Here is a 12,527-nt window from a genome sequence, read left to right on the forward strand (position 1 = left end):
CCGGCGGCGACACGGGAGTACCGCCGCCGGGACCGGGGGGCTTACTGGACCAGGACGCGGGGGCCGCAGTCCTGGTGCCAAGCCGTGACGTCGGCGGTGGCGAGCTCGGCGCCGAGCAGCGACAGCGTGGGGTTGACGACGTCGTCGTACAAGATGTTCAGCAGCTGATCGGTGAGGGGGGCGATGACGTTGGTCACCGTCGAGGTGACCGCGGACAGGATCCAGCTCAGCAGGCTGCTGCCCAGCAGGGTGTGGGTGACGTTCAGGCTCGACAGCAGCAGACCCTTCGGGTGGCTCGTGGCCGACAGCTGCTCGACGTTGTCCCAGTCGAACGGGCCGGTGAACGCCAGGTCGCCGCCGCCGGCCGCGACCGTGGCGTTCGCCGAAGCGAACACGTCGGCGACGTTGATGGTGCCGAGCAGCAGGACGTTGGCGCGCAGGGTCACGAGCTTGGCGGGGCCGCTGGGCGCCGCCCCGCTGGCGAGCTGGGAGTCGGTCGGGTCGGCGATGCGCAGATTCACCCCCCCGGTGGTGACGGCGGTCGTCATCTGGCCGGGGTCACCGCAGTGGTTGGCCGTCAGGGCCGCTTCGCCCTGCGCCGCGTCGACGTAGAGCGGCAGCTGGATCGTGGCGGGCAGGAGCCCACCGAGCAGCGACGTGGTGAGGTCGACCGCGGTGCGGACCCGCAGGCGGACCTGGGCCGATCGGGCCACGGTCACCCACTCACCGCCCTCCATGCGGGCCGGGCCGATGGCGATCTGGGGCGGCTCGATGACCACCAGGCGCATGGTCGAGCTTGCGAGAGTCCCGCCGGTCAGGGATGGCAGCGCGAAGCCGACATTGAGGTCGACGGCGTTGTTCATGTTCGCCGCCTGCGCCGCGGCCATCAGCATCGTCAGCGCGTTGACCTCCGCGTCGGCGGCCGCGTCACCGGTCACGAAGCCCGTGGCGACCGTGAGGATCTCGCCGAGCGCGAAGCGGTTGTTCTGCGCCTGGTTGGTGGCCAGGCCGGCGAGGACGCCGAGCGCCTCCGCCCCGGCCCCGAGCGTGTCGGGGTTGGCGTCGGCGAACGCCCTGGCGAGGCTCTTGACGCTGACCTCGGTCGCGAGCAGCTCGTCGATCCCGCCGGCCCCGACGCCCAGGTGGGTCGCCAGGACCCCGATCGGCACGTCCAGGTCGGCGAGACCGTTGTAGTGCACGGCCGTCAGCGACAGTGACGTGCCGAGCAGCGCGCCCAGCAGCGGGTTGAGCAGGGCGCTCTCGGAGGAGTCGAGGGCGGCAAGCCCGGTGCCGATGGCGATCCCGGCGAGGTTCTCGGTGCTGGCGACGGCGGTGACGCTGATCGTCCGGCCACCGGGCATGAAGTTGAACCCGACGGTGTCGGAGGCGACCACCCGCACCGCGTTGGCCGCCACGGTCCCCGCCGAGAAGGAGCCCGTCTCGGCGTCCCAGCGTCCCACGTGGGTGACCAGCGTGCGGTCCCCGCCGGGCACGAAGTCGTTGCTGGCGGCGCTGTCCAGCGCGAGCTGCTCCGCGCCCGCCTGGGTGTCGGCGAAGCCCCCGGCGAACACCTGGACGGCGTCGAGCGCCGCCAGGTCGGCGACCTTGCGGGCCTCACGCTGCTCGAGGACCACCGATCCGATGTCGACCGCGAACGCCGAGGACACCAGGCTGATGAGCAACAGGACACTGGCGAGCACGGCGATGGCGCCGTCCTCGCGGCCGAGCCGTTCAAGCATTCCGCGTCGCATACCGTGTCCTCTCATGACTACACCTGGGTGATCTGCACGACGGCGGAGCGCGACATCACGTCGGGCATGACCAGGCCGAGGCCCGGCAGCGGCGGGACGAGGGGGTTGCCCGCCCAGTCGTAGGAGGTGACCACCCGCACGCACTCCCGTGAGGCGTCGCTGGCGCACGGCTCGACGAACGCCTGCACCGTGGCGCCGTCGCCGAGCCAGCCCAGCCGCGTGCGGGCGGCATCCTCGGCCACCTGCACGGTCGTGCTCGCCGTGGCGACCAGCCCCGAGCGCGCTCCCTCGGCCGCCGAGTGGCTGAGCGTGTGGTTGAGGGCGAAGACGAGGCCGAAGGTGAGGATGCCGAACACGATCATCAGGAACACCGTCCCGACCAGGGCGAACTCGACCGCGGCGACACCGTCGTCCCCGGCCGCCCGGCGTCGTGCCCTCCCGGGCGGTGGGCGGTCCGGGCGAATGGTGGTGGACATGGCGACCTCCGGCTCCGCGGTCACAGGATGTTGTCCATGATCTGGAGGACGCCCGGACCGATGATGATGACGAACATGGCGGGAAAGATCCCGAAGATCAGCGGGAACAGCAGCTTCACGGGCGCCTTGCCGGCGCGCTCTCGCGCCGCTGCGCGGCGGCGGCGGCGCATCTCGCGGGACTGCACCGTCAGGGTGTCGGCCATCGGCGTGCCGAGCTTGTCGGACTGCAGGAGCGCGGCGACCAGGGGCCGCAGCTCCTCGGAGCGGTTGCGCTCGTGCAGGGAGAGCAGGGCGTCGCGGCGCGAGCGCCCGAGCTGCTGTTCCTTCAGCATGCGGTCGAACTCGTTGGCCAGGGGACCGCTGAGCTCCTCGGTCACCTCCTCGACCCCCTGCTCGAAGCCCAGGCCGGCGCGCACGGTCAGCGCGAGCAGGTCGAGCGCCTCGGGCAGGGTCCGGGAGATCTCCGTCTGGCGTTTCTGGCCCTGCGAGTGCAGGAGCAGGTCGGGCAGCGCGTAGCCCAGGGCCACGGCGAGCACGACGACGAGCACGGGCTTGGGACCCCCGAGCACGGCGTAGAGCAGCGACAGGAGCAGGCCGACGCCGACGGCCGCCATCTTGACCGCGAAGAATATCTCCACGGTGAGGCTGGAGCCGGCGTTGTCCAGCCGTGAGCGGATGGCGTCGCCCCGTGCGCCCGGGGTGATGCGGCGGCCGGCGGACGCCAGGCCGGCGGTCGCCGGTCGAACGACCCGGTCGAGCAGCCCCTCGCGCAGTCGTGCCTCGCGCTGGTCGTAGGTGGCGGGCACGCGCGCGTCACCCTCGAAGGCCAGCGCGCCCAGGGCGACCTGCCCGGCGGTACGCCGGCTGCGCCCGACGACGAGGATCATGACAGCGGCGCCAACAGCCAGCGCCCCCAAGTAGCCGATCAATGGACTCATGTCGTCAGACCTCCACCCGGACCATCTTGCGAATGACCACCAAGCCGAACGCCATCAGCCCGGCCGCGACACCGATCATGAGGAAGCCACGGGGGCTGAGCAGCGGCAGCAGGTAGTCGGGGCTCATGACGAGCAGCGCACCGAGCACGAAGAAGGGCAGCAGCCCGAGGACCCATGCGGAGATGCGCCCGTCGGCGGTCAGCGCCCGGACCTCGCGGCGGACCTCCTCGCGATCCCGCATGAACTCGGCGAGCACCTCGAACACCCCGGCCAGCGAGCCACCCGTGCGGGACTGGATCATCATCGCCCGCACGGTCCAGCGCAGGTCCGTGGAGCCGACCCGTTCCGCCATGGCGACCAGCGCGTCGTCGAGGGTGCGCCCCACCTGGGTCTCGGCGACGACCCGGGTGAACTGCGGACCGAGAGGTGCTTCGGTCTGCTCCCCCGCCGCCTCCAGCGCCTGGGCGATCGAGTGGCCGGTCCGCAGGCTGGCAGCGAGCTGGCTCAGGACGTCGGGCAGCTGCTCGTCGGCCTTCTGGCCCAGGCGCTCGGCCTTGCGGTACAGCAGGTACACCGGCACGATGCCGGCGACCACCGCGAAAACCAGGCCGGCGAGCACGCTGATCGCCACGGCGCCGAGCAGGGCGGCGACACACACCGCACCGATGACCCCGGCCCCGAACTCCGCCGGCCGCAACGGCCAGCCGGCCCGCTCCAGGGTGACCCCGAGCCAGGTGAGCACCGAGCCGCCTTGGCCCACCCGGTCCGTGGCGGCGGTCATGGCGCTCCACGCCTGGGCCAGCACGGAGACCTCACGGCCCTTCCCGTCTCCGGGCTGGTCCATGACCGCCCGGAGGCGGTCGACGCCGGTGGCCTCCCTGTGGCGCGCCCCGAGGACGACGAGCGCGATCCCGCCCAGGACGAGCAGGGCCGCTCCGACGATACCGATCATGGTGATCATGCCCGCACTCCTCGCTGGCGGCGCTCCGGCTTCGCCGGCATGGCAGCGAACAGCGAGGGCGCGATCGGGATGCCGGCGGCCTCGAGCTTCTCGAGCACCTTCGGCCGCAGGCCCGTCGGCATGGTGGCGCCGACCGAGGACGTCGAGCCGGTGCCGCCGGCGGTGAACTGGTAGCTGAACAGGTCCTGGAGCACGATCACGTCGCCTTCCATGCCCTGCACCTCGGTGATGGTGGTCACCACCCGGCGGCCGTCGCCGAGCCGGTCGAGCTGTACGACCAGGTCGAGCGCGGAGGCGACCTGGTCGCGGATGGCCCGCAGCGGGAGCTCCATGCCGGCCATCAGCACCATCGTCTCCAGGCGGGACAGGGCGTCACGCGGCGAGTTGGCGTGCAGGGTCGTGAGCGAGCCCTCGTGGCCCGTGTTCATCGCCTGCAGCATGTCGAGGGCCTCGGCGCCGCGGACCTCCCCGACCACGATGCGGTCGGGGCGCATCCGCAGGGCGTTGCGGACCAGGTCGCGGATGCCGATCAGGCCCATCCCCTCGGCGTTGGCCGGGCGGGCCTCCATCGGCAGGACGTGCGGCTGGTGCAGCTGCAGCTCGGCGGAGTCCTCGATGGTGATGATGCGCTCGGTCGGGGGGATGAACCCGCTGACGGCGTTCAGCAGGGTCGTTTTACCGGTACCCGTCCCACCCGAGACCAGGATGTTCAGCTTGCCGGCCACGCACGACTCCAGGAACGCGGCGACCTGTGGCGTGATGGAGCCCTTCTCGACGAGGTCGGTGACCTGCATCGGTGACTCGGGGAACTTGCGGATGGTCAGGGCCGGTCCTCGCAGGGCCAGGGGCGGCAGGACCACGTTGACCCGGGACCCGTCGGGCAGGCGCGCGTCGCACATCGGGCTCGACTCGTCGACCCGGCGGCCAACGGTCGCCACGATCCGGCTGATCACCTGGCGCAGCTGCGCCTCGTCGTCGAAGGACACATCGGTGTGCTCGATGCGGCCCGCGCGCTCGACGAAGATGTCGTCGTGAGCGTTGACCATGACCTCGGTGATGTCCGGGTCGTTCAGCAGCGGCTCCAGCGGGCCGTAGCCGAGGATGTCAGCGGTGACCTCGGTGATGAACCGGCGCCGTTGGGTGGGCGTGACCTCCAGGCCCGCCTGGGCGAGCGCGTCGTCGAGGCGGTCCTTCACCTCCTGGGCGAGGTCGATGCCCTCACCCTTGCGGTCGGGATCGTCGTGACGCCGGCGGGGCTCACGCTTGGCGAGCAGCGGCCCGAGGTCGGCCACCACGAGCTCGTGGACCCGCCGCTTGGTCGCCGACCACTCCACGGCGCGACCCGTCGGTGCCGGCTTGCCGCCGGCGCCCTTTGCGGGTCCGGTCGCCTTTGCGGGTCCGGTCGCCTTTGCGGGCCCCGTCGCTTCGGGCTGCCGCTTGGTCGCGGCGGCGTCACCGTCGTTGTTCAGGCGTTCGGAAAGCTTCAACGGTCACTCCTCGAGAACAGGGTCGGGAACCAGCGCCGCCACCAGCGGATCTGGGTACGGTCGTCGGATGTGGAAGCGGGGGCCTGCCCGTCGGCGGGCAGCAGCCCGGTCAACGCCGTCCACAGCATGCGGGCCACCGGGTGGTCCGGTTCGCTGGCGCACAGCGGACGACCCTCGTTGAGGGCCCGCAGGACCGCAGGATGGAACGGCATCGTGCCGGCGACCGGGCCGAGGACCTCGATGGCGTCGTGGGCGGTGATGCCCGACTCGACCATCTCCTTGTTGAGCAGGACATGCTGGTGCTCCACGTCCACGCCGAGCCGTTCCAGCATGTTGATGTAGGTGCGCAGGTTGGCGACGCCGGGGACGTCGACCTGGCTGACCACGACGATGTCGTCGCTCATGTCGAGCGCGGCGAGCGCGCCCTCGCGCAGCCCGGTGGGCGTGTCCACGATGATGTAGTCAGCCGTCTGGCGGAGGGACACGAGCAGCTGGACGACATCGTCGGCGGTGATCATGTCGCCCTGGACCGGGTCGCGCGGAGCCGGCAGCACCGAGAAGCCGTAGGGCGTCGGGGTGAGGTTGGTGGCGAGGGCCTCGGCCACCTCCGCACCGCTGGCGCGCTGGTCAGCGGCGTCGAACAGCACGTCGTAGATCGTGTTCGCGGGCCGCAGCTGCAGGGCGGCGGTCACCTCCCCGAACTGCACGTCCAGGTCGACCAGCACGACTTTGTGCGTGCCGGGGCGTCCGAGCAGGGCAGCCAGGTTCACGGCCACGGTCGTCTTGCCGCAGCCGCCCGTCGGTCCACCGATCGTGTAGATCCGGCCGAGACGGGTCGTGTCCTCGACGAGGGCCGGCGCGACCTCGAGCTTGGTCCCACGCCGCTCGCTCGATGCCTCGGTGGCGGCCAGGAGTGTCGACCGCAGTGCGGCGGGTCCGGCGGGGACCCGCAGGAGCCCGTCGGGGCGGGCACGCACGAAGGCGCCCAGGTCGGCGGGCTCCTTGCCGTTGATCGCCACCACCAGGCCCAGGGTCGGGTCGGCCTCGCGGATCTGTGCGAGCCGGCGCAGACCCGCACCGCTCTCCTCCGAGGGTCCGGCGACCACGACGTCCCACGGACCGTCCTGGGTGAGGACCTCGAGGGCGTGGGTGGTCTGGGCGAGGTGCACGATCTCCGGGCGGTCGTCCCCGACCAGTGCCGTCCGCAGCTTCTGGGTCAGCTCGGGCCGACGGTCGACCACCAGCACACGCCGTCGCATGGCCATCATTGGTCTGTGTCCTCGCCCTCGGAGCGCTCCTGGTCCTGGCGGGCCCGGGCCTCGCTGATCGCCTGGGTGCGCTGGCCGGGCTCGAGGGCGCCGATGTCCACCCGTTCCGCGCTGGGCGCAGGGTCGTCGGGGTTGGCGATCGTGTACCACAGGGACCCGTGCTGCTGGGCGTGGATCAGCACGGGGGCGTCCTGGGGGCGGACCTGCAGGAGCAGGACGATGCGGCCCTCCTGCGCCACATCCGACGGCTCCGCCGACTCCCCGGTCGGGGTGCCGCGGGTGACCGCGAGCACATCGACGTGGCCGAGGACGAGCTGGGTGTAGGGCTGGCCCGCCGCCGGGGCGGCCGGGTCCCCACCGGTGTCGGCCACCGTCGTGTAGACGTTGACGCGCGAACCCGGGGTGACGTAGCCCTCCACGCCGGGTGCGGGGTCGGCTTCCAGGGTCATGGCCTCGTACCCGGCGGGCACGACCAGGCCGCCCGCGGCCGGGCCTGCGCCGGCGAACTGCGAGGCCGTGAGGATCTCACCGGCGCCGACTGTGCGCACGACCTTCTGGCCGTCGAGGTCGTCGAGGTCGGTGACCCGGCTGACCGGTGCGAGCGATGCGGGGACCTCGGCCTCGCGGATGCGGGTGGCGACCTGCTCGGCATCCATCCCGGGCGCGAGGTCATCGCTCGCCACCAGAGCGGGGACGGTGGCCTCGGCCTCTGCGGTGCCTCCGGCCTGGGCGACGAACAGCGCGAGCAGTCCGGCACCGATGACCCCGAGCAGCACGCCGGCGATCGTGGTTTTGTTCTTCATGGACCTGTTTCCTCCCGTGTGTCAAACCTGATGTGCTGGCTATCGGCCAACGGGTGACGAACCTGTAGCGCGCGCCGTGACCTTCCTGCCGCCCCCGACGACGCGTTGCGCGCCCGTGCGCTGGCGCGTCAGTACGACGCGACGTAGTTGGTGAAGATGGTCACGACCTGCCCGCCGAGCGTGGTGACCGCCACGACGATGACCGTGGCGATCAGGGCCACGAGCAGGGCGTACTCGACCGCGGTGGCCCCCCGATCACCGCTCGCGCGAGCAACCTGGTCAACCTGGACAGACGCCGTGTGGAGTTCCATGGAGCCCCCTGCACTGGTGTGCTGGTGTGCTGGTGAGGCGGTGAGACGGCAAAGCCGGTGGCCCGCACCCCGCGGGCCACCGGCGACGCCGGTACGACGTGGTGCGAACTTGCTACTCAGTGACGGCGGGTGCGATCTCGGTGCTCACCTTGGTGAAGGCCGCCTCGATCTGCTCGCCGAGGGTGAGGACGACTCCAACGATGACCGCGGCGATCAAGGCGACCATCAGGCCGTACTCCACGGCGGTGGCGCCGTCCTCGCGCCGGAGACGCTCGCCGGCCGACTGCGCCAGCATCTGGAGTGCAACAATTGCGTGGATCATGGTGAGTTTCTCCCTGTGCTCGCGACGCCCGCCTTGTTGCGAACGTCCTACTGTTCTGTTCAAAGAATCGCGCGGACGGGGGTCGGGGTCATCCTCAAGATTGATGATCTCCCTGCCTTGCCGGCGTTCCTTCACTCCATCGGCCGGCGCGCAGGAAGTCTTGAGCAAAAGGGCAGGAGGTCTGGCAAAAATGACCCCCGGACGGGTGAGCATCTGACCCCTGGACGGGTGAGTGGGTCAGTCGGTGTCGGGAGTCCAGCCCGCTCGGCGGGCCGCCGCCACGGCACCGATCTGGGAGTGCACACCCAGCTTCTGCAGCAGCGAGTGGATCTGGCTGCGCACCGTCGCCATCGACACGAACGACTCGCTGGCGATCGTGTCGGCGGACTGGCCGGCGCACAGCGCGGCCAGGACCTCACGCTCTCGGGCGGTGAGGCGCGTGAAGGGACGCTGGCGCTGGTCCGCCGCAGCATGCTCGCGGCGCAAATCGCCGAGCAGCGCATCCCGTTCGGCGTCGGTCAGCAGCGTGCGCGCCTCGGCCGCGCCCTTCACGGCGTCCAGCAGGACGTCGAAGGGAGCGGACTTGGCGAGGAGCCCGTGCGCGCCCGCCTGGACGCACTCACCGAGGCGCGCCCGATCGGTCTCGCCGGTGACGACCACGACGGTCGCCCCGAGGTCGCGCAGGGGACGGATCAACGGCAGGCCGGAGCCGCCCTGGGGGCCCAGATCGAGATCAAGGAGGACCACCCGCGGGCGGGTCTCGTCCGCGACCGACACGATGTGCTCGGCGGAGAGGTCGCCGACGACATCGACCTCGAAGCCATCGGCCCGCAGCGCCACCTGCAGAGTCTGCGCCAGCAGCTCGTGATCCTCGATGATCAGGATGCGCATGCTCACGGATTCCCCGGCAGCGGTGTCGATGGCCCCGAGGACGGGGACGGGGACGAGGACGAGAGGGCGACCGCTGGCAGGGCCAGCACGAAGGCGGCACCGCCACCCGGTCGGTCCTCCAGCCACAGGTCGCCGCCCTGCTGGCGCATGAGCTGGCTGGAGACGTACAGGCCGAGGCCGCTGCCCGCCAGTCCGTCCGCGTGCCGACCGCGGACCCCCCGGCTGAAGATGGCCTCGCGCAGGTCGGCGTCCACCCCGGGACCGCGGTCCTCCACGCGCACGAGCACCCAGTCGCCGTCGCGGACGGCGCGGATCGCCACCGGCGAGCCCGGCGCGTAGCGCCGGGCGTTCTCGATGAGGTTCTGCACGACCTCCGCGGTGTCCGACGGACGGCCGAACGCCGTGAGCTGGTCGTCGATGTCGGCCAGGATCCCGGCGCCACGGGCCCGGGCACCGGTCACCGTCCCGGCGAGCGCTGCGGCGACGGCGAAGTCCGTGGACGCCTCCTCGAGCAGCTCGGCGCTCACCAGGCGCTGGAGCCTCGCCACCTCCGAGGACAGTGCCGTGACCAGTGACTTGCGGGTGTCTGGGTCGAGCCGGTCGCGGTAGTGCTCGAGCGTCAGGCTCGCCCCCTCGATGGCGGCGAGGGCGTTGCGGGCCTCGTGTGCCCGCTCCTCGAGCTCATGGCGCCCCGCCCGTACCCGGGCCTCGGCGGCCGCAGCCGTCACGACGGTGTGCATCAGGTCACGGCTCTGACGGCCGAACACCCGTTGCAGCTCCGAGATCGCCCCGGCGAGGCCGACCCCGAGCGCGGTGAGCCGCAGCAGCTGCGCGCCGGCGCTCCACAGGCTCGGGTCCTCTGCCGCCAGAGCCTGCGTGACCTCCGCCAGCCCGAGGCCGGCGACCACCACGCCGACCCAGCTGAGGAGCGGGCGGCTCTGCCGGGAGCCGCCCACGAGGAACGCGACAGCCAGCGCCGCCCACGCCGCGACGATCAGCGTCGAGCCGAAGCCGCTCGCCGGCGTGCCGATGGACGCGTCCGCGGCGCCGGCGAGGTGGCTGGCCACCTCGGGGGCCGTCCGCATCGCCGTGGTCACGGCGGCCGTGACGACCCCGGCCACCAGCAGCAGCCTGCCGGGGCGCAGGCGCCCGTCGACCTCCGAGACCAGGACGGCTGCGGCAAAGAGGCCCAGCACGACGAGCCGGCTGGCGGGCCGGAGCCAGAGCAGGGCCGGGGCGATGGGTTCGTACACGAGCGGGAGCAGACCCGTCACCCCGACGGTGACCACCCCCAGCAGGAGCAGGGCCACTCCGGCGCACAGCGCAGCCGCCTCCCCCACCAGGCGCCACTGCATCACGAGGAGCAGCGCCACCACCACGGCGAGGGCCGCAGTCGCCGTCTCGAGCAGCGCCTGCACCAGGACCGTGTCCAGGCCCGTGCGAGCCCTGACCAGCCCCCCGACGATGCTCACCGCGACCCAGACGGCGACCACCAGTGCGCCGCCCAGGAGCAGCGCGCGCGTCGGCGGCCCGTCCGGTGTCAGGCCGCTCTGTCGCCGGTCCCGGCCCCGGTGCAGTGCCGCCGGGGGCCCCCAGCCCTCGTCGTCGGTGGTCACGAATCGAGTGTAGTTCAAGGGTGACGTGAGGTTCGTGGTCACCTGGACCCCCCTCGGGGGGCCCTTCGACCCTACGTGGGGGCGCTCTCCAGGCGCTCGATCACCATGGCCATGCCCTGTCCGCCGCCGACGCACATGGTCTCAAGCCCCACGGTCTTGTCCGCGGTGGCCAGCCCGTTCAGCAGGGTGCCCATGATGCGGGCACCGGTCATCCCGAAGGGGTGCCCGATGGCGATCGCTCCACCGTTGACGTTCAGCTGCGCGTCCACGTCGATGTCGAGGTGGCGTGCCGAGGGGATGACCTGCGCGGCGAAGGCCTCGTTGAGCTCGACCAGATCGACGTCGCGCATCGTCATCCCCGCCCGCTCGAGGGCCTGGCGGGTCGCGTCGACCGGTCCGAGGCCCATGATCTCGGGGTCGAGGGCCGACACCCCGGTGGACACCACGCGTGCGAGGGGGGTGATACCCAGCTGGCGGGCCTTCTCGTCGCTCATGACGACGACCGCGGCCGCCCCGTCGTTGAGCGGACAGGCGTTGCCGGCGGTGATGGTCCCGTCGGGGCGGAACACCGGGTCCAGGGCCGCCAGCTTCTCCAGGCTCGTGTCCGGCCGGGGCCCGTCGTCGGCGGCCACCGTGGTGCCGTCGGGGCGTGTGACCGGGGTGATCTCCCGGTCGAAGAAGCCGTTGCGCACGCTCTGCACCGCCAATGTCTGGCTGCGCAGGGCGAACTCGTCCATCTCCTGGCGGGTGACGCCCTCGATCTGGGCGACGTTCTCGGCCGTCTGGCCCATCGCGATGTACACGTCGGGCAGCCCGTCGGCCGGCTCCCACTCGCCCGCCCCACCCGCCGCGCGCGCCGCGGTGCGCTCACCCGCCTGGGCGAACCGGGGGTTCTGGGTCTCCGGCCAGCTGTCCGAGCTGCCCTTGGTGAAGCGGCTGACCATCTCGACGCCGGCCGCGACGAACACCTCGCCCTCCCCCGCCCGGATCGCATGCGCGGCCATGCGGATGGTCTGCAGGCTGGACGAGCAGTAGCGGGTGATGGTGGTGGCCGGCACGGTGCGCAGGCCCGCCAGCAGCGCCACGACGCGCCCCATGTTGAACCCCTGCTCACCGCCCGGCAGGCCGCAGCCCAGCATGAGGTCGTCGATCTCCGTGCGGTCGAGCTCGGGGACCTGATCGAGCGCGGCGGTCACGATCGCGGCCGCCAGGTCGTCGGGACGCAGATCGACCAGGGACCCCTTGAAGGCCCGCCCCACCGGGCTGCGGGTCGCGGCGACGATCACGGGCTCAGGCATCGGGTGTCCTTCCGGCGGGCGTGGGCCTGAGGCTATCGCGGCGGCCCGCGGAGGGATCGGGCTATCCTGGCTCCGGCGGCGTCATTCGCCGCGAGGGTGTGCAGCGACCGGGAAGGCGGGATACTGGACGGCGTGACGACCACCGACCCCACCGCCGACCTGGCACCGCCGGAGGGTGCGGACGCCCCGAGCCGGGTGCGCACGCTGGTGCGCTCCCTGGTCGTCCTGCTCCTCGCCGGCGCCCTCGTGGGGGTCGGGTCCGCCGCCGAGCACCGCACGGACGACCAGCCGATGGCGACCACGGTCACCACCGAGCAGAGCGACTCCCCGTTCCTGGGATCCCTCCAGGACTCGCCGCCGCAGCGGGCAGAGCCCGCGCCGGCCGCGGCTGCCCCCGCACCCCTC

At 72.1% G+C, this 12,527-nt stretch carries 13 protein-coding genes; 1 reads left to right on the forward strand and 12 read right to left on the reverse strand.

Annotated features, from left to right (window positions below; all coding sequences use genetic code 11):
• Window positions 1-41 precede the first annotated feature (41 nt).
• The 12 genes from WD250_12545 to WD250_12600 form a co-directional block, all read right to left on the reverse strand.
• Entirely contained in the window at window positions 42-1,751 is a 1,710-nt protein-coding gene (locus WD250_12545; GenBank protein MEX2621033.1) for a TadG family pilus assembly protein, read from the reverse strand.
• A 17-nt stretch (window positions 1,752-1,768) separates the two neighbouring features.
• On the reverse strand, window positions 1,769-2,251 hold the full coding sequence (locus WD250_12550) for a TadE family protein (GenBank protein MEX2621034.1): 483 nt from the start codon (window positions 2,249-2,251) through the stop codon (window positions 1,769-1,771).
• Window positions 2,248-3,165, reverse strand: a complete 918-nt coding sequence (locus tag WD250_12555) for a type II secretion system F family protein (protein ID MEX2621035.1) — start codon at window positions 3,163-3,165, stop codon at window positions 2,248-2,250. The genes WD250_12550 and WD250_12555 overlap by 4 nt, the downstream gene beginning before the upstream one ends.
• Window positions 3,166-3,169: 4 nt before the next feature.
• Window positions 3,170-4,126, reverse strand: coding sequence for a type II secretion system F family protein (locus WD250_12560; GenBank protein ID MEX2621036.1), 957 nt, complete (start codon window positions 4,124-4,126; stop codon window positions 3,170-3,172).
• A complete protein-coding gene (locus WD250_12565; GenBank protein MEX2621037.1) occupies window positions 4,123-5,613 on the reverse strand; it encodes a CpaF family protein in 1,491 nt (496 codons plus the stop codon). Before WD250_12565 ends, WD250_12560 begins: the two co-directional genes overlap by 4 nt.
• Entirely contained in the window at window positions 5,610-6,872 is a 1,263-nt protein-coding gene (locus WD250_12570; GenBank protein MEX2621038.1) for an AAA family ATPase, read from the reverse strand. The genes WD250_12565 and WD250_12570 overlap by 4 nt, the downstream gene beginning before the upstream one ends.
• 5 nt (window positions 6,873-6,877) lie before the next feature.
• Window positions 6,878-7,684: a Flp pilus assembly protein CpaB gene (gene cpaB / locus WD250_12575; protein MEX2621039.1), complete on the reverse strand. Its 807-nt coding sequence runs from the start codon at window positions 7,682-7,684 to the stop codon at window positions 6,878-6,880.
• Between the two features lie 128 nt (window positions 7,685-7,812).
• The gene (locus WD250_12580; GenBank protein ID MEX2621040.1) at window positions 7,813-7,995 is read right to left on the reverse strand and encodes a Flp family type IVb pilin; all 183 of its coding nucleotides are present in this window, start codon (window positions 7,993-7,995) and stop codon (window positions 7,813-7,815) included.
• Window positions 7,996-8,107: 112 nt separating this feature from the next.
• Window positions 8,108-8,530, reverse strand: a complete 423-nt coding sequence (locus WD250_12585) for a Flp family type IVb pilin (protein MEX2621041.1) — start codon at window positions 8,528-8,530, stop codon at window positions 8,108-8,110.
• A 24-nt stretch (window positions 8,531-8,554) separates the two neighbouring features.
• Window positions 8,555-9,208, reverse strand: coding sequence for a response regulator transcription factor (locus tag WD250_12590; protein ID MEX2621042.1), 654 nt, complete (start codon window positions 9,206-9,208; stop codon window positions 8,555-8,557).
• A 2-nt stretch (window positions 9,209-9,210) separates the two neighbouring features.
• Entirely contained in the window at window positions 9,211-10,824 is a 1,614-nt protein-coding gene (locus WD250_12595) for a sensor histidine kinase (GenBank protein ID MEX2621043.1), read from the reverse strand.
• A gap of 71 nt (window positions 10,825-10,895) precedes the next feature.
• Complete coding sequence (locus tag WD250_12600; GenBank protein MEX2621044.1) at window positions 10,896-12,122, reverse strand: acetyl-CoA C-acetyltransferase; 1,227 nt, start codon at window positions 12,120-12,122, stop codon at window positions 10,896-10,898.
• Window positions 12,123-12,254: 132 nt separating this feature from the next.
• Here WD250_12600 and WD250_12605 point away from each other — a divergent pair.
• Window positions 12,255-12,527 (forward strand): hypothetical protein (locus WD250_12605; GenBank protein ID MEX2621045.1); only part of this gene is annotated, 273 nt, incomplete at its 3' end.

The organism is Egibacteraceae bacterium (assembly GCA_040905805.1).
GTDB lineage: Bacteria > Actinomycetota > Nitriliruptoria > Euzebyales > Egibacteraceae > DATLGH01.

Bases quoted from the DNA above. Each gene is read 5' to 3' on its own strand.
- WD250_12545 (MEX2621033.1), bottom strand. From the start codon at position 1,751: ATGCGACGCGGAATGCTTGAACGGCTCGGCCGCGAGGACGGCGCCATC.
- WD250_12555 (MEX2621035.1), bottom strand. From the start codon at position 3,165: ATGAGTCCATTGATCGGCTACTTGGGGGCGCTGGCTGTTGGCGCCGCT.
- WD250_12560 (MEX2621036.1), bottom strand. From the start codon at position 4,126: ATGATCACCATGATCGGTATCGTCGGAGCGGCCCTGCTCGTCCTGGGC.
- WD250_12570 (MEX2621038.1), bottom strand. From the start codon at position 6,872: ATGCGACGGCGTGTGCTGGTGGTCGACCGTCGGCCCGAGCTGACCCAG.
- cpaB (MEX2621039.1), bottom strand. From the start codon at position 7,684: ATGAAGAACAAAACCACGATCGCCGGCGTGCTGCTCGGGGTCATCGGT.
- WD250_12580 (MEX2621040.1), bottom strand. From the start codon at position 7,995: ATGGAACTCCACACGGCGTCTGTCCAGGTTGACCAGGTTGCTCGCGCG.
- WD250_12585 (MEX2621041.1), bottom strand. From the start codon at position 8,530: ATGCTCACCCGTCCGGGGGTCATTTTTGCCAGACCTCCTGCCCTTTTG.
- WD250_12590 (MEX2621042.1), bottom strand. From the start codon at position 9,208: ATGCGCATCCTGATCATCGAGGATCACGAGCTGCTGGCGCAGACTCTG.
- WD250_12600 (MEX2621044.1), bottom strand. From the start codon at position 12,122: ATGCCTGAGCCCGTGATCGTCGCCGCGACCCGCAGCCCGGTGGGGCGG.